The sequence below is a fragment of the Bacillus cereus group sp. BfR-BA-01355 genome (assembly GCF_022663675.1).
Classification (GTDB): Bacteria; Bacillota; Bacilli; order Bacillales; family Bacillaceae_G; genus Bacillus_A; species Bacillus_A thuringiensis_S.
In genome coordinates, this window is sequence record NZ_JAKUFY010000086.1 from 1 (window position 1) to 22,755 (window position 22,755).

Sequence of the window (22,755 nt, forward strand, 5' to 3'; positions counted from 1 at the left end):
AATATTTATATGTACAAAATTGGGATAATTAGGGATTTACATTTAATATGTTTTAAGAAAGGGGAATGTTTTTTATATGGAAACTCCAGAAAATCAATTTAAACGTGCACTTAATCCTTGGTTCTCCATTTGGATAAAACCACGTGATACAATGAAAGAAATTTTTATATCCAAACCTAAGAATGTGTTTTTACTCATTTTACTAGGCTCATTCGTACAGACTTTAGATCGAGCATCTTCTAAAAATGTGGGGGATTCAATAAGTAGTCCAGTTTCAATAATCTCAATGGTTATATTCGGTACCTTCGTTGCTTTCTTAATTTATTATTTTTTGCTACCAGCGTTATTTAATTGGGTGGCAAAAAAACTTGGTGGACAAGGTACATTTGAAAAAACACGTTACTCAGTTGCCTATTCTTATATCCCTTACGTTTATTCTCTTATATTAGTTTGGGTGCCTTCATTTTTCTTGTTTGGGATAGAAAACTTTACGAGTGAGACACCGGAAGTGGATAGTAGCATAACTTTAACGATTTTGTTTCTTATTTTTGCCATAATTGATATAGTTATTGGAATTTGGACAATCATTATTTCCTTAAAATGTTTAGGAGAAGCACACCAATTTTCAGCATGGAAAGCATTATTAACAATAATAATATCCTTTATGATTATCATTCTTCCTTTAGTAATAATAGTATTTCTTATAGTAGGGGTTACAATCTTTTAATAATTTATTTGCTTTTTATTTATCCAAACGTTTTCTACTTGCTGTTAGTAATTGTTACAGGGTGAACAGCCACATGATTCGGATGTTCCACTTGGCGAAGCGTATGACCTTTATGATCAAATTGATCGCCCGTTACGGCCTGTTTTTCTTATTATCAGTGTTAACAGGAATTTGTGAAGGCAAACTTGAAAATCAAAATATTAAACCATTAAAATCTTAGGGTAGCTGAGTAGATTGTCCTTGTTTGTCCCTTATTTTCCAATTGGAGGCTAATTATTACCAATTGGTTCTGTAGCTCTTATAGAAGAAATTAATCAACCTCTTATGATTTATGGAAGAAAGCAACAACAAGCTGATAATAAATTATGCGATTATGTTTCTTGTCCATATCCTCATGGTAATTTATCAAAAGAATATAATGTGTTTTTTAATCATAATCAAATAATTCATTTATTATTTAAGGGTTTCGAAACAGAGGATGAATTAGAATTAAGAAGTAAATTATCTGAGTTTTAGTGGAAATGGAGAAAATATAATATAGTTTTAGGAATTTCATATTCTGATATTTTTCGTATCATAATTATTGTTTTGGTTTTTTCATTTTTTGGAGATTGAATACTTGGTATAATAAAAAATATAATGTTCCTAAGGTTTTTCAATGGTTTCCTAGAAGATGGGGAAAAAGAAAAGTTTCAGAGCATTTGTCTCAACTAGATAAAAAGTTAGAAGCTGAAGGTAAATGTATCTGGGTTACAATCTATGCTATAGATTTGTACATTGTAACTATTCCTTGTACAGTAAAAAAATATAAATCTTAATACATATATGTTTATAAAAAAGACCTTTTATTTTAAAATAAAAGGTCTTTTTTATGATGATTGAAATAGTAATTTTAAGTGAATTAAATTTGAAATGTATCAAGAATATTATCTTTTTCTTCTTTATTAATTCCAATATATTTCAGGGGGATGTGTGGTGTGCTATGGTTAAGAATTTCTTGTAACATAGCAACATCTTTTATTTGTTTATAGAACCAATAGCCGAAGGTTTTTCGCATGGTGTGAGTACCAATGGATTCTACATTGGCAAAATCTCCGGCTTTTTGCAATTGTCGATAATACGTGTTTTTTCGTCATACAAAAACCCCTACATATAAGTAGAGGTTTTTAAATTATATCTTAATGAATTATGCCTTCTTAGATAAAGTAAATCGAGTTCAGATAAACGAAGAACATAGAATACATAATTTTAACTAGATTTATTATTAACTAAACTATCCCCACCACCAAGCTCCGCCTCAATTTGCGAAGTCTTCGATGACTCATCCATACGCCAATACGTAATAAAGCTGATCACGATACATCCAGCTACGTAGAAGTAGAATAGTGATTCCATTCCGATACTCTTTAGCCATAATGCGATGAATTCTGCTGTTCCGCCGAATATCGCAACTGTTAGTGCATACGGTAAACCTACGCCAAGTGCACGAATTTCAGTTGGGAAGAGTTCTGCTTTTACAATTGCGTTAATGGATGTGTAGCCAGTAACGATAATAAGTCCGACCATCATGAGTAAAAATGCTACCATTGGTTCTGTCGTTTTTTCTAGGAAGAAGAAGATCGGCGCTGTTAGTAATGTTCCGAGAATACCGAATGCCATTAATAGTGGGCGGCGTCCAATTTTATCGGATAGTAGTCCCGCAATTGGTTGAAGTACGACGAAAATAAGTAGTGCGACAAAGTTAATCCAACTTACAACTTCTTTCGGAAGGCCGACTGTGTTTACCATGAACTTTTGTAAATATGTTGTGTACGTATAGAATGCGACAGTGCCACCTAATGTTAGGCCGACTACTGTTAATACTGCTTTCGGATGTTTCATAAGAGCGCGAACGGTTCCTGCGCTTTCGCGTTTTTGTGATTTTATGTTTGAAAACTGCTCCGACTCATCCATCGTGCGGCGAAGCCATAATACAGCTACTGCGCCCATCGCTCCAATAATGAATGGAATACGCCATCCCCAAGCTTTCATATCTGGTTCGCTTAGTAATTGCTGAAGAACAATTTGAACGCCTAACGCAACCATCTGTCCCGCAACGAGCGTTACATATTGGAAACTTGAATAAAAACCACGGCGTCCACTACTAGCCATTTCAGATAAATATGTTGCGGAAGTTCCGTACTCTCCCCCGAGTGATAACCCTTGTAGTAAACGGGCAAGAACTAAAATAATTGGCGCCATAATGCCGATACTTTCGTAACTAGGTGTACAGGCGATAATTAAAGAACCACCGGCCATAACTGTAATCGAAAGTGTTAATGCTGCCCGACGTCCGTGCCGATCTGCATAGCGTCCCATTAATAAACTTCCGATAGGGCGCATTAAAAATCCAACTGCGAAAATAGCCGCTGTGTTCAATAGTTGACTCGTTGGATCTCCTTTAGGAAAGAACTCTGCTGAGAAGTAAACAGCGAAAGCAGAGTAAACGTACCAGTCATACCATTCAATTAAATTGCCGACTGAACCTTTGAAAATATTGCCGGCGACTCGATTTGATTTTGCTTGAGCCATAATCATTCCTCCTCTTGCTTAGAAATAAAAGTTAAATATGAAAGCGTTTTTATTGTAGTTGAATTGTACTGTCTATAGGATAAAATCTCAATATTATGACAATTTTATTCTTTTTGTACTTTATGTACATGGAGAGTTTTTATAGTTGCTTCATTATTCGTTTTGTCATAATAATAGAAAAAGGAGATTGATAGTTTTGAATATTTTATCAAAGGATATGAAGCATGAAGAAATCACGCAAAGTGTCATTACAAACGAAAATAGTAAGCTTAATTATTGCGTTAATTTTATTTGTCGTTCTCCTATTAGCGGGAATATTTGTGTACATTCAGTCCGTTGATACGAAGCGCCAAGTGGAGCAGCTAGCGCTACAAACAGCGAAGTCGCTTTCTTTTATGCCAGCTATAAAAGACGCTTTTCAAAATAACGAGCATAAAAGTACGATTCAATCCATTGCGGAACAAGTTCGTGAGCAAGCTGGCGCAGATTACGTCATTGTAGAAGATCGCTATGGGGTTATGTATTCCCATTCTAATTCTGAGTTGATTGGAACAAAGAGTAACAACCCGTATAACTATGAGGCACTCACTTTTGGAGGGTACTATACGCTTGAAGGAAATGGTGAAAGTGGTCCAGCCTTAATGGCAAAGGCACCTATTATTGTTCATAACGAAGACTACGATCAAGTAGTAGGCGTTGTAACAGTAGAGTTTTCAATAAAAGGTATCGAATATAACATATTAAGCAGAACGAAAGAAATTATCCTCTTTTCCTTAGGTGTATTACTAGCTGGAATCATTGGTGGCATTCTTTTAGCACGTAGTATTCGTAAAGATACACTCGGTTTAGAGCCGAATGAAATCGCAGCGCTATACCGGGAACGAAGTGCAATACTACTATCTATAAAAGAAGGAATTATCGCCATTGATCAAAATGGCCTTATCACGATGATGAACACCTCGGCAGAAGAAATGATACATGTAAATGATGATTATATGCAGCAGCATATTTCAAAAGTTTTACCTGATTTTAATATGGAAAGAGTGCTAGAAACAGATCAAGAAATCGCGTTTCAAGATAAAGTGTTTATTTTAAATAGGACACCAATACTCGAAAATAACAGTACGGTAGGCGTTGTATGTAGTTTTAGAGATAAAACAGAACTGCAAAACTTAGTGAACACAATATCTGAGGTAAGAAAGTATTCAGAGGACTTACGTGCTCAAACGCATGAATTTACAAATAAACTTTTTGTTTTATCAGGATTACTTCAGTTAGGGCATTACAAAGAAGCGATTGAATTTATCCAGCAAGAATCTAATATTCATCAAAGCCAAAATCATATTTTATTCCATCAAATTCTTGATGCAAAAGTACAAGCTATTTTATTGGGGAAAATCGGAACAGCGTCTGAGAAGAAAATTGATTTTCATATTGAAGGAGATAGTGCGCTTCAACCGTTACCAGATCATATAAAAGTTTCGCACCTTATTACGATCCTTGGAAACATAATCGACAATGCATTTGATGCGGTGAATGAACGAGAGGAAAAGAATGTTTCCTTCTTTGTTACGGATATTGGGCACGACATTGTGTTTGAAGTAATAGATAGTGGAGCAGGGATACCAGTTGAAAAAATCACGACCATTTTTCAAAAAGGATTTTCAACGAAAGGAAATGATCGTGGTTACGGGCTAGCGAACGTAAAAGAAATGGTAGAACTACTCCAGGGAACAATTGAAATTCAAAACGAGAAAAACGGGGGAGCGATTTTTACAATTTACCTTCCGAAAACATTGAAAGAAAGTACATGACAAACAGGGGGGATGGGCATATGTTGAAGGTTGCAATTGCAGAAGATGATTTCCGCGTCGCGCAAATTCAGGAAGAGTTTTTATCAAAAATAAAAGACGTAAAAGTGATTGGAAAAGCATTGAACGCGAAAGAAACGATGGAATTACTACAAAGGGAAGAAATCGATTTACTTCTATTAGATAATTATTTACCAGATGGGATCGGTACGGACTTATTGCCGAAAATCCATGCAGCCTTTCCAAACGTTGACGTTATTATGGTTACTGCGGCAAATGAAAACCATATGCTAGAAAAAGCAATTCGAAACGGCGTAAGTAACTACCTTATAAAACCGGTCACGTTAGAAAAATTCGTTCGCACCATTGAAGACTATAAAAGAAAGAAGCAACTATTACATAGTAACAATGAAGTGAATCAAGCACTTATCGATAACTTCTTCGGCATTTCGCAAACACAAGACATAAAAAACTTACCGACAGGTGTGGACCCGTTAACACTACAAAAAGTGAAAGGGATTATAAAAGGATTCGAAGAGGGCATTACAATAGAAGAAATGGGAGAACAAATGGGGGCCTCCAGAACAACCGCAAGAAGATATTTAGAATACTTAGTAGCGACAAACGAATGCACAGTAGAGTACACATACGGCATTATCGGACGACCAGAACGAAAATATCGAATAGGACGAGGACTATGAAGAAGCGATTATTACTATGTATATGGATCATGACAGGAGTAATAGCTGGTTGTTCCTCGGAAAAATCCCATACGAATACAGTGAACATCGACAAAGTAGAAATCGTTGCGCCGAACGTTCAAGGAGCAGGCTGGGACTTAACAGCGCGGGCGATGCAAAAAACGCTCACAGAAGAAAAAATCTTCACAAAACCAATCACAGTCACAAATAAAGTAGGCGGCAGCGGTGATGTCGGATGGAAATATACGAAACAAAAAGGCGGTCACGTACTGGCGATTAACTCAAGCTTACTCATAACGAACAACCTACTAGGCCACAGTAAACTAACATATAAAGACTTCACGCTGCTCGCGACACTCGCATCGGACTGGGAAGTTGTTGTCGTATCAAAAGAATCAAACATAGAAAACGCAAATCAACTAATGGAACAACTAAAACAAGACAAGAAAAACTTCAAAATCGGCGTTGCACCAGGCCTAGGAAACGACGATCACCTATCATTCGTACAAGTAAGCAAAGCATTCGGCATAAAACCTGCCGAACTACAATTCTTCGTCTACGAAAACAAAGAAAAAATCATAAACGCCCTAACGAACAAACAAATCAGCGCCGCAACCATGACCCTATCCGAAGCCGAAAAACAATACAAAGCCAGCAAAATAAAAATACTAGCCGTATCCGCACCAAAACGGCTAGACCGACTACCAGAAATCCCAACATGGAAAGAACAAGGGATCGACGTCATCTTCCAGCACTGGAAAGGAATTATGGGACCGAAAGATATGACAGAGGAAGAGGTTGCTTATTGGGATAGTGTGATTAAGAGGATGGTTGAGAGTGATAGTTGGAAGGGGATTTTGAGGGAGCGGGGTTGGAATTCTTATTATAAGGATAGTGGGGAGAGTAGGTTGTTGTTGGAGCAATGTGATTTTAGGTATGAGGAAATGCTGAAAAAAGAGAATTAAGAGGGAAGTATTCAATCGGGCTTTATTTTTGTAGTTACTTCTATATAATATAAAAGAGATGAGAGTGTTAGGCTAATGACATTAAAAGGGCTAGATAGGGTTAGATAAAATCTAGCTTACTGATTAAAAATATATTAGTCGTTAAAAGATATACAAGGCATTTTTCAGTCTATAAAGTGTGGAAACATAAAGTATAGAGTTTCTGTGAGATTTAAGGAGGACATAATGAAAAAAAATATTTATGTTGTTGGAGCAGTAATTGTCCAAGATGAGAAAATTTTATGTGCACAAAGAGGGCCATCTAAATCGCTACCTCTTATGTGGGAATTTCCAGGTGGGAAAATAGAAGAGGGAGAAACACCTCAAGAGGCGTTAAAGCGTGAAATTGATGAAGAAATGCATTGTAGCGTGCAGATTGGTGAGCAAATTGATTATACAGCCTATGAGTATGATTTTGGTATTGTTCATTTGAAAACTTTCTATTGTAAACTTGTTGAAGGAAGTCCGGTTCTAACTGAGCACGTAGCAATTAAATGGTTATATCCGAATGAACTAGCAGCTTTAGAATGGGCACCTGCGGATATCCCAACTATTGAGAAATTATCAAAAGAATCGCTTGTAAAGTAATTTGATTAAAAACTATTCGTTTTATGCGGATAGTTTTTTTATTGTAATAAATTTGCACTTTAAATCAGTGAGTAATACAATTAGTATAAAAATTTGTCATAAATGGTGATCATATGGAGAATTTCATTCAAAAGTTAGAAGGGTCTTTATATAAAGGATTTATTAATCAAAAACATAATCATCCTGGAATATATAAGCCTAAATTATTAGTAAACAATACGAAGAAAAATGAAAATGTTTTAAGCTCATTGCTGGAAGAGCTTGAAAATAGTACAGCCTTTATTTTTTCGGTGGCTTTTATTACGGAAAGTGGGCTAGCGACTTTAAAGTCACATTTCCTTGATCTTAAACAAAAAGGGATTAAAGGACGTATATTAACATCTACATTTTTAAATTTTAATACACCAAAAGTGTTTAGAGAATTAATGAAACTTGAAAATGTAGAAGTAAGATTAACAAACTTATCTGGTTTTCATTCAAAGGGGTACATATTTGATAATAAAACACATTGTTCATTAATTGTCGGTAGTTCAAATCTGACTGCGCATGCTTTGAAGGTAAACTATGAATGGAACGTCAAGTTAACATCGCATGAAGATGGAGAGATAGTACAGCATTTTAAAAAACAATTTGAAGAAGTCTGGGAAAATTCCCAAATTTTAACTGAAGAGTTGATTGCAAATTACGAAACAATATATGAACAAGTTGCAGAAAATAAGTTGCTAGATCGAGTTATAGAATTACCTGGTCAATATCATAATGCAATTGAAGAAGCGTTGAAAATTACGCCAAATAAAATGCAACAAGCTGCATTAAAAGAAATACAAGCTATTCGAGACGCTGGAGAAGCAAAAGGCTTAGTCATTTCCGCAACAGGAACGGGGAAGACATATCTTTCAGCATTTGATGTTAGAAATTTTGCACCTAAACGGATGCTGTTTATTGTTCACCGAGAGCAAATATTAAATAAAGCAAAATCAGATTTTCAAAAGGTTCTTGGCGGAGCCGATGAGGATTTTGGGATTTTATCAGGATCAAATAAGCAAGTGCATGCTAAATATTTATTTGCGACGATCCAAACTATTTCAAAAGAGGCCACTTTACACCAATTTGATCCTGAGCTATTCGATTATATTTTAATAGATGAAGTTCATAAAGCTGGTGCTAGTTCTTATCATAGGGTTATTGATTATTTTAAACCGAAATTTTTAATGGGAATGACTGCTACACCTGAACGTACAGACAACTTTAATATTTATGAGCTATTTGACTACAATATTGCTTATGAAATTCGTTTGCAAGAAGCACTTGAAGAAGATATGCTTTGTCCTTTTCATTATTTCGGAGTTACTGATTTTGAATATAATGGTGAAAAGATAGATGACACAACTGCTTTATCTAAACTTGTTACGGAAGAGCGAGTGGATCATGTAGTTGAAAAAGTAAAATACTATGGTTATTCTGGTGAGAAAGTAACAGGATTAATGTTTTGCAGCCGAAAAGATGAGGCAGAACAATTATCATATGCCTTAAATAATAGAGGTTTTCGCACATTTGCATTAACCGGTGATCATTCCCAAGAGGAAAGAGAACTGCGAGTGAATCAATTAAAAAATGGCATACTGGATTATATTCTAACGGTAGATATTTTTAATGAAGGAATTGATATTCCAAGTGTGAACCAAGTTGTTATGTTGAGACAAACTCAATCAAGTATTATCTTTATACAGCAACTGGGGTGTGGACTTCGAAAACACGACTCGAAAGATTTTGTTACAATCATTGATTTTATTGGAAATTATAAAAACAACTATTTAATTCCAATCGCCCTTTCAGGAGATAGATCACAAAATAAAGACAATATACGTAGATATACAAATGATACGAGTTATATTAAAGGTATTTCAACAGTTAACTTTGAAGAGATAGCGAAAAAGCAAATTTTTAAAGCGATTAATAATAGTAATTTAACAGCAATGAAAGTATTAAAGGAAGCTTTTGCTGAGTTGAAAAATAGAATAGGAAGAACTCCATATCTATATGACTTTATAGTAAACCATTCTATTGATCCAGTTGTACTGGCAGAAGGATATTCGAACTATTATCAGTTCTTATTGAAAATGAAAGAAGATGTCCCTGCCTTAACAGAGTACGAAAATAAAGTTTTAACGATGTTTTCATTGGAAGTATTGAATGGAAAACGTAAAAACGAAATTGTTTTATTAGAATTGTTACTAAAGCAAGAAAAAGTTGATAAAGATGAGTATATAAAGCAACTTGAAGAATCTAATTGCTTAACAGATGATGATACGATTACTTCTGTACAACGAATTTTTGAATTAGAATTTTTCTTGCAAAACAGCCAAAAGAAATATGGAGAAAAGCCAATTCTCTCTTTACAGGACGATAAGGCGTATATGTTTAATGATTCTATCCGAAAAAGCTTAGAACAAAATGAATACTTTAAGCGTATGGTTATGGACATTATTAAAAGTGCAAGGGAAAAGAGCAAAAACTATGAGTGTGATAGTAACCTTACTGTATATAAAAAATACTCAAGAAAAGATGTTTGTAAACTTTTAAATTGGCATAATGATGAGAGCTCAACTATGTATGGTTATAAGACAAAGTACTATACTTGTCCAATATTTATCACATACCATAAAAATGATGAGGTAGAATCCAGTGTGGACTATGGTGATGAATTCCTTAATCAAGATGTTCTTAAATGGTATACAAGAAGTAATAGAACATTAAAATCAAAGGAAGTTCAAACAATTATTGATGCTAAAGAAAATAATATTGACGTCCATATTTTTGTAAAAAAAGATGATGACGAGGGAAGCGACTTTTACTATTTAGGAAAAGCGAGACCTGATAAAGCAAGTGTAGAACAAACTGAAATGCAAGATAAAAATGGAAAAGAACTACCGGTTGTTACGATGAACATGATTATGGAGAAATCGATGGATAATAAGCTTTATGATTATTTAAAGGATGGTAATGTTTTGTAGGTAGAGTAAGTTTTTAATACCAGCATGTCCTTAAAATGATTAAAGAGCAGTAGTAAATAAGGCTGTATCAAAATGGCATCGGGGGATGCTTGCTTTTGATATGGCCTTATTTATTAGAAAATAAAAAGAGGATATGACGATGATTAGAGAGCATTATTAGTGAATTAGAACGATATTTACAAATTCCAAACAGGAGTGCTTACTAAGCTGGTGGTTGTAAATCTTGCTCCTTTAGAAGTGTTGCACCTTTCGCATAATAATTGGAAATTTGAAGCGTCATTACTACCGTATACATCTAGCGGGATAATGTGGTCGAGATGTATAGTATTCTGTGTTCATACTAAATTAGAAAGGTCACATCGACAAATTGATATGTTCCCTTTAAGGTAGACAGATTAAAAAATAAAAACTTGTCTACCTTAAAGTTTTTTTCTATGTCAAAAACCCATACTCTATGAAGTTTAAAAAGGAAGTGTTACTTGCTTATAAAACAGGAGAACGTATACTCCAATAAATCTGTTCAAAGTATAAAATTAAGATAGGATCGTTAAAAGAATGGATGCAGCGATGTGAAAGGATATAAGGAAGGGAAATCCAACTCATCATGATGTTCCAGTTACCGTGAAAGAATTTCTCCATTTAATACAGGAGATAACAAACTATTTTGATACACCTCAAAGCGATATAGAGGATATCATCAAAAAATTCTGAACTCCATTATTCGAATTCCCATGCCAGCCTACAACAAACTAATCCGAAACAAAATCCCGCAAATAATAAAATCCAACGGAAAAATCCCAACAACAAGAATTCTTATCCAAGACGAATACATAAAAGAACTCTGCAAGAAAACACAAGAAGAACTAACCGAATACCTAGAAGCAGACACAAAAGAACATAAACTCGAAGAACTATCCGACCTCCTAGAACTAATCAACGCCCTAGCCGAACACGAAGGGACAACACTAGAAGAAATCAACAACATCCGAAAAAAGAAAGCAGAAGAAAGAAAGCAGAAGAAAGAGGCGGCTTTTCAGATCGAGTCTTCTTAATGAAAGTAACCGATAACTAACCCCTCCTAAGCCCCTTACAAGCCCCTACCAAGTAATAAATCACTAAGAAAAAACATAACAAAACAAAAACAACAACAAACACCGTAGTAGGAGTCGAAAAAAATTTTAAAATAACACGCCAAAAACCCGGCCAGTCTCCCATATATATTATGAAGGGGCTTTTACTTTTGAACGGAGACGGGAGGAATTGGGATGGCGGTGTATCGTACTGTGCAGGTGAATTTTTGGCAGGATGATTTTGTTTTGGATTTGACGCCGGAGGAGCGGTATTTTTATGTTTATTTGTTAACTTGTTCGAAGACAACGCAGTGTGGGATTTTTCCTTTTCCGAAGCGGTTAGCTGAGATGGAGACGGGTTATAATCGGGAGACTGTTGATAAGCTTGTGCAGCGCTTCATTGATTATGGGAAGATTCTGTATGATGCGGATACACGGGAGTTATTCGTTTTGAATTGGCTTCGTTATAATCCGGTGACGAATACGAATGTGGAGAAGTGCGTGCTTCGTGAGCTTAAGGGTGTGAAGAATAAGGAGTTTGTACATATGTTTCTTCAGAAGTGCGTAGAGGAGGAGATGAATGTTCCGATACTTTTAGCGCATTTCGGTATGCCGAGTGAATTGGCTGTGGATGATGCCGAGTCAGTTTGTGAAGAGACAGAGGCGGGAGAAGAGATTATAGAGGAAGAAACGGGGAGTCGCGTGTTTTCTTTTTATGAGCAACATTTCGGTAGTTTGTCTCCGCATACTGTGGAGGAACTGAGTGCGTGGATGGAAGATTTGTCAGAGGAGCTTGTGCTGAAGGCTCTTCAAATTGCGTTTGAGAATAATAAGCGGACGGTTGCTTATGTGAAGGGCATTTTGAGAGGTTGGCACGGGAAAGGTTTTACGAAAGTGTGTGAGGTTGAGGCAGATACGGCGAGCTTTAGGAAGAAGGAGTCGTCTGTTAGTAAGGGGGAGACGGAGGAGTTTTTGGCGAGGTGTGAGGAGTGGGAGAAGAATGCGCCGTCAGAGGAAGAGTTGCAGCGCTTTTTAGCGGAGCGCGGGTGGCGTCCATGAGTATTCAAAATGTGGATGCGGAAAAGACGGTGTTAGGTTCTCTATTACTTGATGGAGAGCTTATTAAGGAGTGCCGTTTGACGGAGCGGTATTTTTCTCTGTCAGTGCACAAGTCTATATTTCAGTTAATGCGAAAAATGGAAGAAGAGGGGCAACCGATTGATCTTGTGACGTTCATTTCTAGGGTAGATCCGAAGTTTTTAGAGGGGATCGGGGGAATGGAGTATTTTATAGGATTAATGGATGGTGTACCTACAACTGCCAATTTCTCTTATTATGAGGGGCTTGTTCGAGGTGCTTGGAAAATGTATCAGGCGGGTGTTCTCGGGCACAAGATGGGAGAGCGTCTTATTGCGGAGAAGAATGAAAAAATTATTGGTGAGACGATTACGGCACTTTGTGAGTTAGAGGAAAAAGACTGTGTATGTGAGTTTGATTTGAAGGATGCGCTAGTTGATTTATATGAAGAGCTTCATCAAGATGCGAAAGAGATTACTGGTATTGAGACTGGTTATACATCGCTAAATAAAATGACGTGCGGATTGCAGGAAGGTGATTTTGTCGTTCTTGGTGCGCGTCCTTCGATGGGGAAGACTGCGTTTGCCCTAAATGTTGGACTGCATGCGGCGAAGTCTGGAGTGGCGGTTGGATTGTTTTCATTAGAGATGGGTAGTAAGCAATTGTTAAAAAGGATGGCGTCTTGCGTAGCTGAAGTGTCAGGAGGTAGGCTGAAAAATCCGAAGCATCGTTTTGCGATAGAGGACTGGGAAAAGGTGAGTAAGGCGTTTGCGGAAATCGGGGAATTACCATTTGAGATTTACGATAACGCAGGTGTTGCGGTGCAAGATATTTGGATGCAAACTCGTAAGTTAAAGAGGAAGCATGGTGATAAGAAGGTTTTAGTTATTGTAGATTACTTGCAGCTTATTACGGGCGATCCGAAGCATAAGGGAAATCGATTTCAAGAGATTAGTGAGATTTCTCGTAAGCTTAAGTTATTAGCGCGGGAATTAAATGTTTGTGTAGTAGCATTGTCACAATTATCTCGTTCGGTAGAAGCACGGCAAGATAAGCGCCCTCTTTTATCTGATTTAAGAGAGACAGGACAAATTGAGCAAGATGCGGATGTTATTATGCTTATGTATCGCGAGGATTATTATGATAAGGAAACGGTGCAGAAAGAGATGACGGAGATTCATGTGGCAAAGCATCGGAATGGGCCTGTGGGGAGTTTTAAATTGAGGTTTTTGAAGGAGTTTGGGCAGTTTGTGGAGGGGATAAAGTAGTGAAAGGGCAAGTTGTTTTGAAAATAGTATCTGCATGTGAACCAAAGTTGTAATGCTAATTTCATAAGTTATATAATAAAGAAAATGGTAACTAATAGTTAAGGGGGATTAGCTATTGGCAGGGAATGATATTTCTTATCATAATAAAGATATTCTTATGAAGTTTTTAAGTGAATGTTATAGGGATAAAGGGCTTGAAGCATATGGATTAAAAGGCTTTCCAAAAATAAAAGAGCTGTTATTAAATGAATTCTCGAGAGTTCGTGCAGATCAAAGGCGCTCAGATACTTTATTTGAAATGGAAGATGGTTCAATTTTAATGTTAGAGTATGAAAGTAATACCCGTTTCCTTGAAAACCATTTGAAGTATATGGATTATGCAAATCAAATTATGTATCGTTATTATAATAAGAATAAAGAGTTACCGGATATTCGAATCGTGGTTATTTATACAAGTGAGGTAATGAATCCAATAGAAGAAATAGATGTATCTAGTATACGTTTAAATTCCAAAGCGGTTTTACTAAGCGAATATAATGGTGATGCTATCCTTCAAAAGGTTATTAAAAAAATGGAAGAAGGAAAATCTTTGACGGATGAAGAAACCATGAAATTGATACTTGTACCACTTATGCATAGCAGAGAAAAAAGACAAATTTTAATTGAGAAGACGATAGAAGTAGCAAAATGTATCTCCGATGAGCAAGAACAAATTCAAGTTATTGCCGGAATTCTTGTAGCTACAGATAAATTTATTGATGAAGACTACGCGAAAAAAGTAAAGGAGTGGTTACGGATGACAAAAGTGGGTCGTTTATATGAACAGGAGAAGCAAGAAGAAATTGATAAAGCACTTTCGGCAGCTGGAATGCTCTTTAAAGGAATGAGTATAGAGGAAGTGGCTAAGAAATTAGATGTAACAATTGAAAAGGTGAAAGAGTGGGAGAAGCGTTTATCTCATTAATCGCTGCATTAATGGGAATATTTTGCAAAGGGAAAATGGCAGTGTCTGTATAAATTTATATAAAAATAGCCGACTATTATGTAATAGTTGGCTATTTTTATAAGGAGAAGTTGTTAGGTTTAATACGCAAACTTTTTGATTTGCTCTTCAATATACTCCTTATTTCCCCATAAAGAAAGATCTTCTCTCCGCAGTGATCCATTGCTGCAAGTCATCTTGGCTACGTCGGACAAGTCGATTTACTAAAACATCATGCCATACATAATCCTCTAATAAGTATATATGGACGGGGTCATCTGTATAAAAAGCAATATTACGCTCTTCAAGTGATGGTCCATAAATCATCTCTTTAGAATCTATTGATACAATAAACCAATGTTCTGTAGACAAGGTTTCTGTATAAGGTGTTATGCGATGGGCTTCTAGATTTTTAATGGGATTTTCAACATGCAGGGTAATACCTTGTATTGAAACTTTATCAGCTACTTCAGATAGATCTTCTTTTAATGCTTCATACATCTCATCCCACATTGAAATGACAATACGTCGTTCTGCTTTTTTTATTAATGCCTGACAATAGCTAATGATTGTTTGATTGTCTTTTAAAGTAATCACTCGATTATCCGTTTTTTCCTCGGAAGTTTCTAGTTTTTTTAATGAATCACTTATTCCTTCGTAAGTAGACTGCCATTCTGTTTGCGCCTTCTGTAAAAAGATTTCAACAGGTAGAGGTGAATAGCGAGTGGTGTCATTTATTTCTTCCTTCATGACAATCCCTTTTTCTACAAGGTTACCTAAAATCTCATAAATTCGCGCTCTTGGGACACCCGAATCTTTACTCACTTGGTAGGCTGTGACAGGCCCTTGTTTAACAAGAGATACATAAGATTTAGCTTCATATTCATTGAAACCAATTTTTTTAAGCTGTTGCACTATGTAGTCCACTTTTTTCGTCCTCCGATGTTTGCTGTTATATTTCAACGTTACAATAACTGTTTACATTTAGCAAATTATTAGTTACTATTCGAATAGTGACTAAAGGGGAGGTTAATAGTATGGATTTTTATTTAGACCCATCTGTATTAATGATTTTGACTGTTTTTGGATTTGTAGCTGCATTTATTGATTCAGTTGTAGGTGGTGGTGGACTCATTGCTTTACCAGCTTTATTATTTACAGGACTGAATCCAGCAAGTGCAGTAGCTACGAATAAACTAGCGTCGACAATGGGAAGTGCAACTAGTAATATTGTGTTTTATCGTTCTGGTAATCTTGATTTGAAATCGGCGTTTAAATTAGTTCCGCTTACTTTCATAGGTTCCATAATAGGGGCATGGACCGTTCATTTAATGAACCCAGAAGTACTGAAGCCATTGATGTTGATTATGCTTGGTGCGGTCGCTATTTATACGATATTCAAAAAGGATTGGGGTAGTATTTCCACTCATAAGAAATTGTCTGGTCGACACGTCATTATTTTTACCTTTTTTATTTTTGCTATTGGTTTTTATGATGGATTTCTAGGTCCTGGAACAGGTTCGTTTTTAATGTTTTCTCTTTTATTTATTGGGTATGATTTTTTAAAAGCAGCAGGTAATGCAAAGCTTCTTAATTTAGGAAGTAATGTTGGTGCATTGTTGATGTTTATGTATGTAGGACAAGTAAACTATGCATATGGTTTTATAATGGGGATTGCTCAAATTGCTGGAGGGATTGTTGGCTCCAAATTCGCTATAAAAAAAGGAAGCGGGTATGTTCGTGCTCTTTTCATTACAGTAACTTGTTTATTGTTAGCGAAAAATCTGTATGACTATATTCAGTAAGTAATTAAAGAACGTAGAAAAGGTTAAATACGCAGATTACATAAAATATAAGAAGACACTAGGGAGAAAATTCCTTTTAACGTTTTTTAGATGCTACCTTATTTGAAGATAGCATCTAAAAAGAAAATCTAATTGAAGAGAATGAAAATAATATAAACTCATATTTTTCTATGTAAAACTTCATTTGTTTTGTTTACATAATATCTTTACAATCATTTGATAAAATATATGTAACTGCATATTGTGAGGGTGGGTGGTTATCCCTTCTTTCCATTTGGAAGGAAAGGGGGTGATAATATGGAGTTTTTGTTTGACCTTGTAAAAGAATTTGTAAAAGCGACTGTACGTGAAGTTTCAGCGTATTTTTTGCGGAAGCAACTTCTGGGTAAGGACAACAAAAAAACCACTCCGCGCCGTAGGAAGCAAAAGGGTGGGTTTCGTAAAAAAATAATAACGTATAATAACCACCACCCTATACGGTAGCAGTTAAGGAAGAGATGTTAGCGCATCTCTTCTTTTTATTATATGCCAATTTATTCGCTGTTACACTTATATAGTATTCTACGGAAAATATATCATATTCCTATTTTGTGGTCAATTTGATCCCGCTTTAACGGGCAGTAAGACCCCCACCTCAAAATTCAGTGGAAGCAAAGAAGTTAGGTGGGGGTCGGGCTGTCCGTAAAAGTCCGATTGGTGAGGGCTGATTAAAGTTTCACTTTATTGCATGATTGAAAAGGTGTAGTCTTATTTCTTTTCAAACTGAAAAATATCCCGATTAATAAGTTGATGGAGATACCTATCCATTTCAGCAGCAGAAACTTTTCTTTCACTTTTAAACCACCATGCGCTTAATGAGGTGATTGCCCCTGAATAAAATTCAATGATTAAATCATTGGGCATCGTATGATTTTTGTGCAGTTGATTTAACGCTTCTATTTCTTGTTTTCTCGTTTCGTGACTTAAATACTGTGTCCGGTTAATAAATTGTTCATCAGACATTTGTGTCTCTAATATTTTACCGATTTCTTCATGGTGTAGAAATTGTTCCATTACTTGAAATGGTTTACTTAATCGATCTGAAACTGGTATTTCAGCAATCATCTTGCTGTATCGTTTAAATCCAAATGCTAATAAAGCATCTTTATCTTCAAAGTGTTTATAAAAGGTTGTTCGGTGTACCATCGCGCGGTCACATATTTGGTTAATCGTGATCGTACTATATTTCTGTTTTGATTGCGTCATTAATTCAAATAAGGAATCCCACAGTAATTTATGTGTACGTCTAATACGTAAATCAAGTTGTTTTTCATTATCATGCATCTACACTTCTCCTTTTTTGTAGATTAAATATACAGTGGCTGAAAATTGATTCTCCCTTTTTAATCTACATATGTATATTATATTACATATGTTCAGGTATATTTAAAGTTTTTTAAGTAAGAAACAGGAGGAGAATCTGTAAATGAATATGACAACTAAGAGCCTTGTAAGTGGCAAAGTTGATACTTCTAATATGAAACATACCCCCATTTTAATTGCATTACTTTTAGGGGCAATGGTTGCGTTATTAAATGAAACATTACTTGGTAATGCGTTAACGGTATTAATGAAAGAATTTGGCGTAACGGCTTCAACGATTCAATGGCTTTCTACAGCTTACATGTTAGTAGGTTGGGGCTTTAGTCCCAATTACAGCGTTACTTCAGCAATGGCTCACAACGAGACAAATGTTTTTGATCGCTATGGTAACGTTTTTAGCTGGTACATTAATTGCGGGATTCGCACCGACATTTTCCGTTTTATTAGTCGGCCGTATCGTCCAAGCTGTAGCGACGGGATTAATTACACCGTTATTAATGAATACGATTTTAATTATTTGTCCGCCTGAAAAACGTGGTGCGACAATGGGATTAATCGCACTTGTGATGATGGCAGCTCCGGCAATTGGTCCTACATTATCTGGAGTAATTGTGGATTCATTAAATTGGCGCTGGTTATTCTATATTGTTATTCCTATCGTGATCATTTCCATTATGATTGGGATGAAGTACATTCAAAATGTTTCAGAGTTAACAAGGCCAAAAGTAGATTACCCATCTATCCTTTTATCGACATTAGGATTTGGCGGGCTTGTGTATAGCTTTAGTGCATCGGGTGATTTAGGATGGTCCGATGCAAAAGTGTATGGCACTTTAATTGTTGGGCTTATCTCATTATGTATTTTTGCCGTTCGACAATTGAAAATTGAGAATCCAATTTTAGAATTACGAGCATTTAAAGTTCCGATGTTTACATTATCAGTTGGATTAATTGTCATTGTGATGATGTCGCTATTTTCAACGATGACTTTATTACCGATGTTCCTGCAAACCGTTTTACTCGTTACAGCTTTTAAATCAGGAATTATCATGCTTCCGGGAAGTGTTATTAGCGCCATAATGGGACCAATCGCAGGTAAACTATTTGATAAATTTAGTCCGAAAGTTATTATCGTTCCCGGCATTGTCTTAGTAGGAATTGCAATGTTCTTATTTAAAGGCATTACTCCTGATACATCAATGGTACAAATTATTGTCATGCATAGCGTATTAATGGTTGGACTCATGTTTGTCATGACAGCACAAACATACGGTTTAAATCAATTAACACCAGATTTATATCCGCACGGAACAGCACTATTTAGTACGTTGCAACAAGTAGCTGGTGCAATTGGTACAGCTATCTTTATTTCGAAAATGTCTTCAGGAACAACTAAGTATATGGAAAGCTCCGCAAATCCACTGGATCCATTAGAGAAGTTAAACGGTTTAACGTCAGGGTTCCAAGGTGCATTTGCACTTGGGTTAATCTTTATTATTGTTGCATTTATCGTATCGTTATTCTTAAAAGAAGAGAAAGAAGGAGTAAAGGCAGCGAGGGTTTTACAGAACGAACGTTAAGGTTTATATAAAAAAGACATCTTTCCCTAGAAAAGATGTCTTTTTTATATTTTTTTCGTAACACTTGTTTTGGGTGTCTTTATACATAAGAATTGGTATGTAAAATATTTGTATTTTTTGAACATGAATAATTATTGAGAATAACGATGCAAAGCCGTACTAATAACTAAAAGTCCAATAATGAGAGAAAGTGTTCTTATAATAAGTTCTGCCACTAATAGTTCACCAAATGATTTAGTGACATCGTATATAGATCCTGTTATGAGAATAGGTGCGATCATGATTATAATTCCAATTATTATTTGAAGAAGTAGATTGATGTTTTTATTCAAGACAATCACCTCCAAAAAAATAGGGAATGAGAATATGATTTTTTTGTATTATAAAATGATTATATCGTATTACATTAGACGATGAGAATATTTTTAAATAGTAGAAATTAGAGACTCTTCAATAAAAAGGAATTAAATATGGTATTATTTAGTTAAGATATTTAAACGAAGACAGGGGAAATGAAGATGGACAAGAAGCTAACGTATTGGCTAGCATCTATTATAGGGGTAGTAGTACTTGCAACTGGTATAACTTATGGAATATTACAGTTTGCTGAAGTCCCAATGGGGAGTGAGGACCATGTTTTTGCAGAGGTTAATAAAGAAGACATACTATCGAATGAAGCAGAAGTGAAAGGTTCAAATGCACAACTTCACATTACAGTAACTTCTACTGAAGAAGAAGTTATTTCAGCTATGCATAGCATGACTCATCAAAAAGTAAAAGCGTGTGAAGGAAAGGGAGCAACCCCTATGTCCAAAAAGAATGCAGAGAAAGTAAGAAATATTCTAAACGGAAACAATTTCAAGAACAAAGAAGAGCTATTAGCAATTACTGAAAGATGGGCAAATAGAGATTTTAGTAAAATTGTAGAAGAACATAACTATTTTATTAAACTTCAAGGTGGCGTGATAGGTGAAGCTACAGTGATGGATAAGGTAGACGAGCAAGTATTCTGTCTCAATACTTTCGGTGATGATGTAACGGCCGCATTAATTAAATCAGGAGATCTTCAAGCGCTATAAGGTGTTTTTTCTTTGATATAAAGAAAGCCTCAAGTATTCATATACTTGAGGCTTTTCCAATTGAAAGTTAGGAATGATCCGAATTCTTTACATTAAGAACAAAGTGGAATTACTCCTAAACCAATTAATAAAGCTGCAGCAACTGCTGGAATTGGTACAGGAATTTGAATACCTTCTACAAACAAGAAATACTGACCACTTACTATTTTAAAACAAACTAATTGCATGGCTATTCCTCCCTTCTTTTAGAATTAATACATTATATTAATTTATCTATTTATTGTTATAGTTAAATTATTCGTTTTTAAAAATATAGTTAATATGTGAATAGTTTTCGAAAGGACCTGCTCAATCAATGCGGAAAAACATAAGATGAAACGAATCCATTAAAATACATGAGTGAACCTTAGTTTTCCCCTCTTATCTAAAGGAGGAACTATTATGGGTTATGGTGGTAGTTGTGGCGGTTGTGGCTTTTCTGGAGGCTTTGCTTTATTAGTTGTGTTATTCATTTTATTAATCATCGTTGGAGCTTCTTGCTTCTGCTAAAAACTATTGGAAAAGACACTCATATAGAGTGTCTTTTCTTTCGTGCAAAATGATTCCTGACAATAGCCAACTGTATAAAGTATACGGTATACTTTTGCCTCATTAGACATATAAAAATGTTGGAGGGATGTTATGAAACTAGTAGGGAAGCACATTTATATTCGGCTTTATAAAACTGCTGATGCTAACGAGTTAGCTAACTTACATATTAGAAATCGCGAATTTTTTCAACGAGTTTGCCCGTTGCTCCCAGAAGTTTTTTATACAGAAGAACATCAAAAAATACGTCTTGAACAAGCATTAAAAAAGACAGCTGAAGGACAAGTATACCCTTTTGGAATCTTTTTAAGAGAAAATGATAAACTTATCGGAGACATTTCATTAACTCAAATTGTTAGGGGAGACCTCCAAAGCTGTTATACGGGATTCACTTTAGATAAGGAGCATAATGCAAAGGGCTATACAACAGAGGCTCTTCAACTTGTTGTAGATTTTGCTTTTAGGGAATTAAAGCTACATAGAATTGAAGCAGGAGCGATGCTTGATAATATAGCATCTATTCGTGTATTAGAAAAAGTGGGGTTTAAAAAAGAAGGTATAGCGAAAGAAAATATAAGGATTAATGGCAAATGGACAGATCATCAAATATTAGCTATTATCAATAGTTTGGATGTGTAAGCTTATTTTGATTCCAATAAAGATAATCATGTAACTCTTCAAACTCTACCAACAGTTTTATAGAGACCTTTACAATTTTCGGATCAGAAACTAACCTTACAAGTCTTGAAATTCCACCTAACTCTACAATTACTCTATTTGAAAATTTTACAACTAACCATACTAAGACTCTTATTCGTTTTAGTTTTAGCTTTGTATTTGCTGCGTTCGTCACATTGACTAGTAGAACATTTAAATCCACAACTCCACAAACAATTAGATTAACACCAGGGAGATACAAGGACTTTCTTATTTGAGGATGTTAAATGCCACTTCAGTTAACGCTTCATCAAGGCCATTATTTATCCAACAAACAACATATATTTGTTGTGATAAATCAAATTCATATTACTGTGAGAATAGTGACTATGGTTAGTATTAGTTATTAAAGAGAGCTTTGGCTCTTTTTTTATTTCCTTTCGACATAATATGACAATATACGAATTAATAGTTTGGTATTATTATCTAGAAATCTTACATTTATCTACAAATTATTATTGTATTTTTAGGTTTTTAAATGTAAAATATTTCAATGTAAATACATACCATTTAGGGGGATAAAGAAATTTATGAAAAAATTATTAGTTTCAGCAACAGCGGTAACACTATTAACAGTGGGGTACAGTTCTTCTGCATTTGCAGCTAAGAGTCCGAATGATACAAAAAACTGTGGCCATTTTAAAAGTCAACAAGATGCTCAAGCATTCTGGGATCAAAATGGATATGGTGTTGGAAATGATCCACACCGTTTAGATAATGATAAAGACGGCATTCCATGTGAAGATTATAAATATCCAAAGAGCACAAATACTACAACAGAAAATAAAGAAACTACTAAACCTCAAGAACA

At 35.3% G+C, this 22,755-nt stretch carries 23 protein-coding genes and 4 pseudogenes; 20 read left to right on the forward strand and 7 right to left on the reverse strand.

Annotated features, from left to right (window positions below; genetic code table 11):
- The first annotated feature begins 76 nt into the window (after positions 1-76).
- The 3 genes from MR167_RS22765 to MR167_RS22775 all read left to right on the forward strand — a co-directional run bounded on the left by MR167_RS22765 (position 77) and on the right by MR167_RS22775 (position 1,545).
- Positions 77-727, forward strand: coding sequence for a Yip1 family protein (locus tag MR167_RS22765; RefSeq protein ID WP_242315522.1), 651 nt, complete (start codon positions 77-79; stop codon positions 725-727).
- 282 nt (positions 728-1,009) lie between these two features.
- Positions 1,010-1,243, forward strand: a complete 234-nt coding sequence (locus MR167_RS22770) for a DUF4176 domain-containing protein (RefSeq protein ID WP_073990571.1) — start codon at positions 1,010-1,012, stop codon at positions 1,241-1,243.
- A gap of 95 nt (positions 1,244-1,338) precedes the next feature.
- Positions 1,339-1,545: a hypothetical protein gene (locus MR167_RS22775; protein ID WP_346657775.1), complete on the forward strand. Its 207-nt coding sequence runs from the start codon at positions 1,339-1,341 to the stop codon at positions 1,543-1,545.
- 83 nt (positions 1,546-1,628) lie between these two features.
- Here MR167_RS22775 and MR167_RS22780 read toward each other — a convergent pair.
- Both MR167_RS22780 and MR167_RS22785 read right to left on the reverse strand, forming a co-directional pair.
- Positions 1,629-1,844, reverse strand: a pseudogene (locus tag MR167_RS22780) (site-specific integrase); the annotation flags it as partial.
- A 131-nt stretch (positions 1,845-1,975) separates the two neighbouring features.
- Positions 1,976-3,298 carry an MFS transporter gene (locus MR167_RS22785; RefSeq protein WP_242315524.1) on the reverse strand — a complete coding sequence of 441 codons (1,323 nt, stop codon included), beginning with the start codon at positions 3,296-3,298 and terminating at the stop codon, positions 1,976-1,978.
- Between the two features lie 224 nt (positions 3,299-3,522).
- Here MR167_RS22785 and MR167_RS22790 point away from each other — a divergent pair, with 224 nt between their 5' ends.
- The 5 genes from MR167_RS22790 (at position 3,523) to MR167_RS22810 (ending at position 10,416) form a co-directional block, all read left to right on the forward strand.
- A complete protein-coding gene (locus MR167_RS22790) occupies positions 3,523-5,112 on the forward strand; it encodes an ATP-binding protein (RefSeq protein ID WP_242315526.1) in 1,590 nt (529 codons plus the stop codon).
- A gap of 20 nt (positions 5,113-5,132) precedes the next feature.
- Positions 5,133-5,810, forward strand: a complete 678-nt coding sequence (locus MR167_RS22795) for a response regulator (protein WP_242315528.1) — start codon at positions 5,133-5,135, stop codon at positions 5,808-5,810.
- The gene (locus MR167_RS22800; protein WP_000746639.1) at positions 5,807-6,775 is read left to right on the forward strand and encodes a tripartite tricarboxylate transporter substrate binding protein; all 969 of its coding nucleotides are present in this window, start codon (positions 5,807-5,809) and stop codon (positions 6,773-6,775) included. Before MR167_RS22795 ends, MR167_RS22800 begins: the two co-directional genes overlap by 4 nt.
- Positions 6,776-7,000: 225 nt before the next feature.
- Positions 7,001-7,402 carry a (deoxy)nucleoside triphosphate pyrophosphohydrolase gene (locus MR167_RS22805; RefSeq protein ID WP_000739609.1) on the forward strand — a complete coding sequence of 134 codons (402 nt, stop codon included), beginning with the start codon at positions 7,001-7,003 and terminating at the stop codon, positions 7,400-7,402.
- Positions 7,403-7,515: 113 nt separating this feature from the next.
- The gene (locus tag MR167_RS22810; protein WP_242315530.1) at positions 7,516-10,416 is read left to right on the forward strand and encodes a DEAD/DEAH box helicase; all 2,901 of its coding nucleotides are present in this window, start codon (positions 7,516-7,518) and stop codon (positions 10,414-10,416) included.
- Positions 10,417-10,592: 176 nt separating this feature from the next.
- On the opposite strand, the gene MR167_RS22815 is transcribed toward MR167_RS22810, so the two are convergent.
- On the reverse strand, positions 10,593-10,739 hold the full coding sequence (locus MR167_RS22815; RefSeq protein WP_346657776.1) for an HNH endonuclease: 147 nt from the start codon (positions 10,737-10,739) through the stop codon (positions 10,593-10,595).
- A gap of 268 nt (positions 10,740-11,007) precedes the next feature.
- On the opposite strand from MR167_RS22815, the pseudogene MR167_RS33740 reads away from it, so the two are divergent.
- The 5 genes and pseudogenes from MR167_RS33740 to MR167_RS22835 all read left to right on the forward strand — a co-directional run.
- A pseudogene (locus MR167_RS33740) lies at positions 11,008-11,124 on the forward strand (MerR family transcriptional regulator); the annotation flags it as partial.
- Positions 11,125-11,147: 23 nt separating this feature from the next.
- Positions 11,148-11,488: pseudogene (locus tag MR167_RS22820) on the forward strand (nucleoside triphosphate pyrophosphohydrolase).
- 193 nt (positions 11,489-11,681) lie between these two features.
- Positions 11,682-12,545 (forward strand): DnaD domain-containing protein, encoded by an 864-nt coding sequence (locus tag MR167_RS22825; RefSeq protein WP_242315531.1) that lies wholly within the window; start codon positions 11,682-11,684, stop codon positions 12,543-12,545.
- Positions 12,542-13,831 carry a replicative DNA helicase gene (gene dnaB / locus MR167_RS22830; protein WP_242315532.1) on the forward strand — a complete coding sequence of 430 codons (1,290 nt, stop codon included), beginning with the start codon at positions 12,542-12,544 and terminating at the stop codon, positions 13,829-13,831. Before MR167_RS22825 ends, dnaB begins: the two co-directional genes overlap by 4 nt.
- Before the next feature lie 115 nt (positions 13,832-13,946).
- The gene (locus MR167_RS22835; protein ID WP_000908107.1) at positions 13,947-14,795 is read left to right on the forward strand and encodes an RpnC/YadD family protein; all 849 of its coding nucleotides are present in this window, start codon (positions 13,947-13,949) and stop codon (positions 14,793-14,795) included.
- A 159-nt stretch (positions 14,796-14,954) separates the two neighbouring features.
- On the opposite strand, the gene MR167_RS22840 is transcribed toward MR167_RS22835, so the two are convergent.
- On the reverse strand, positions 14,955-15,740 hold the full coding sequence (locus MR167_RS22840) for a TrmB family transcriptional regulator (RefSeq protein WP_016513681.1): 786 nt from the start codon (positions 15,738-15,740) through the stop codon (positions 14,955-14,957).
- A 110-nt stretch (positions 15,741-15,850) separates the two neighbouring features.
- Between MR167_RS22840 and MR167_RS22845 the strand changes: the two genes are divergently transcribed.
- Both MR167_RS22845 and MR167_RS22850 read left to right on the forward strand, forming a co-directional pair.
- Positions 15,851-16,618 carry a TSUP family transporter gene (locus tag MR167_RS22845; protein ID WP_242315534.1) on the forward strand — a complete coding sequence of 256 codons (768 nt, stop codon included), beginning with the start codon at positions 15,851-15,853 and terminating at the stop codon, positions 16,616-16,618.
- 297 nt (positions 16,619-16,915) lie between these two features.
- Complete coding sequence (locus tag MR167_RS22850) at positions 16,916-17,101, forward strand: hypothetical protein (RefSeq protein WP_000394760.1); 186 nt, start codon at positions 16,916-16,918, stop codon at positions 17,099-17,101.
- A gap of 264 nt (positions 17,102-17,365) precedes the next feature.
- On the opposite strand, the gene MR167_RS22855 is transcribed toward MR167_RS22850, so the two are convergent.
- Positions 17,366-17,941, reverse strand: coding sequence for a TetR/AcrR family transcriptional regulator (locus tag MR167_RS22855; RefSeq protein WP_242315536.1), 576 nt, complete (start codon positions 17,939-17,941; stop codon positions 17,366-17,368).
- A 142-nt stretch (positions 17,942-18,083) separates the two neighbouring features.
- Here MR167_RS22855 and MR167_RS22860 point away from each other — a divergent pair.
- Positions 18,084-19,560, forward strand: a pseudogene (locus MR167_RS22860) (MDR family MFS transporter).
- Between the two features lie 131 nt (positions 19,561-19,691).
- On the opposite strand, the gene MR167_RS22865 reads toward MR167_RS22860, so the two are convergent.
- Entirely contained in the window at positions 19,692-19,892 is a 201-nt protein-coding gene (locus tag MR167_RS22865) for a hypothetical protein (protein WP_001038824.1), read from the reverse strand.
- 186 nt (positions 19,893-20,078) lie between these two features.
- Here MR167_RS22865 and MR167_RS22870 point away from each other — a divergent pair, with 186 nt between their 5' ends.
- Positions 20,079-20,639 (forward strand): PRK06770 family protein, encoded by a 561-nt coding sequence (locus MR167_RS22870; protein WP_242315538.1) that lies wholly within the window; start codon positions 20,079-20,081, stop codon positions 20,637-20,639.
- A gap of 92 nt (positions 20,640-20,731) precedes the next feature.
- Here MR167_RS22870 and MR167_RS33020 read toward each other — a convergent pair whose 3' ends face one another.
- On the reverse strand, positions 20,732-20,866 hold the full coding sequence (locus MR167_RS33020; protein WP_001177693.1) for a hypothetical protein: 135 nt from the start codon (positions 20,864-20,866) through the stop codon (positions 20,732-20,734).
- A 214-nt stretch (positions 20,867-21,080) separates the two neighbouring features.
- Here MR167_RS33020 and MR167_RS22875 point away from each other — a divergent pair, with 214 nt between their 5' ends.
- The 3 genes from MR167_RS22875 to MR167_RS22885 all read left to right on the forward strand — a co-directional run.
- Positions 21,081-21,188: a YjcZ family sporulation protein gene (locus MR167_RS22875; protein ID WP_000540375.1), complete on the forward strand. Its 108-nt coding sequence runs from the start codon at positions 21,081-21,083 to the stop codon at positions 21,186-21,188.
- A gap of 132 nt (positions 21,189-21,320) precedes the next feature.
- Positions 21,321-21,866 (forward strand): GNAT family N-acetyltransferase, encoded by a 546-nt coding sequence (locus MR167_RS22880; RefSeq protein ID WP_000779763.1) that lies wholly within the window; start codon positions 21,321-21,323, stop codon positions 21,864-21,866.
- Positions 21,867-22,474: 608 nt separating this feature from the next.
- On the forward strand, positions 22,475-22,755 hold a 281-nt coding region (locus MR167_RS22885), incomplete at its 3' end, for an excalibur calcium-binding domain-containing protein (protein WP_242315540.1).

Coding starts and splice junctions, on each gene's coding strand:
- MR167_RS22765 (WP_242315522.1), top strand. CDS start 77: ATGGAAACTCCAGAAAATCAATTTAAACGTGCACTTAATCCTTGGTTC.
- MR167_RS22785 (WP_242315524.1), bottom strand. CDS start 3,298: ATGGCTCAAGCAAAATCAAATCGAGTCGCCGGCAATATTTTCAAAGGT.
- MR167_RS22790 (WP_242315526.1), top strand. CDS start 3,523: ATGAAGAAATCACGCAAAGTGTCATTACAAACGAAAATAGTAAGCTTA.
- MR167_RS22795 (WP_242315528.1), top strand. CDS start 5,133: ATGTTGAAGGTTGCAATTGCAGAAGATGATTTCCGCGTCGCGCAAATT.
- MR167_RS22800 (WP_000746639.1), top strand. CDS start 5,807: ATGAAGAAGCGATTATTACTATGTATATGGATCATGACAGGAGTAATA.
- MR167_RS22805 (WP_000739609.1), top strand. CDS start 7,001: ATGAAAAAAAATATTTATGTTGTTGGAGCAGTAATTGTCCAAGATGAG.
- MR167_RS22810 (WP_242315530.1), top strand. CDS start 7,516: ATGGAGAATTTCATTCAAAAGTTAGAAGGGTCTTTATATAAAGGATTT.
- MR167_RS22825 (WP_242315531.1), top strand. CDS start 11,682: ATGGCGGTGTATCGTACTGTGCAGGTGAATTTTTGGCAGGATGATTTT.
- dnaB (WP_242315532.1), top strand. CDS start 12,542: ATGAGTATTCAAAATGTGGATGCGGAAAAGACGGTGTTAGGTTCTCTA.
- MR167_RS22845 (WP_242315534.1), top strand. CDS start 15,851: ATGGATTTTTATTTAGACCCATCTGTATTAATGATTTTGACTGTTTTT.
- MR167_RS22850 (WP_000394760.1), top strand. CDS start 16,916: ATGGAGTTTTTGTTTGACCTTGTAAAAGAATTTGTAAAAGCGACTGTA.
- MR167_RS22855 (WP_242315536.1), bottom strand. CDS start 17,941: ATGCATGATAATGAAAAACAACTTGATTTACGTATTAGACGTACACAT.
- MR167_RS22870 (WP_242315538.1), top strand. CDS start 20,079: ATGGACAAGAAGCTAACGTATTGGCTAGCATCTATTATAGGGGTAGTA.
- MR167_RS33020 (WP_001177693.1), bottom strand. CDS start 20,866: ATGCAATTAGTTTGTTTTAAAATAGTAAGTGGTCAGTATTTCTTGTTT.
- MR167_RS22875 (WP_000540375.1), top strand. CDS start 21,081: ATGGGTTATGGTGGTAGTTGTGGCGGTTGTGGCTTTTCTGGAGGCTTT.
- MR167_RS22880 (WP_000779763.1), top strand. CDS start 21,321: ATGAAACTAGTAGGGAAGCACATTTATATTCGGCTTTATAAAACTGCT.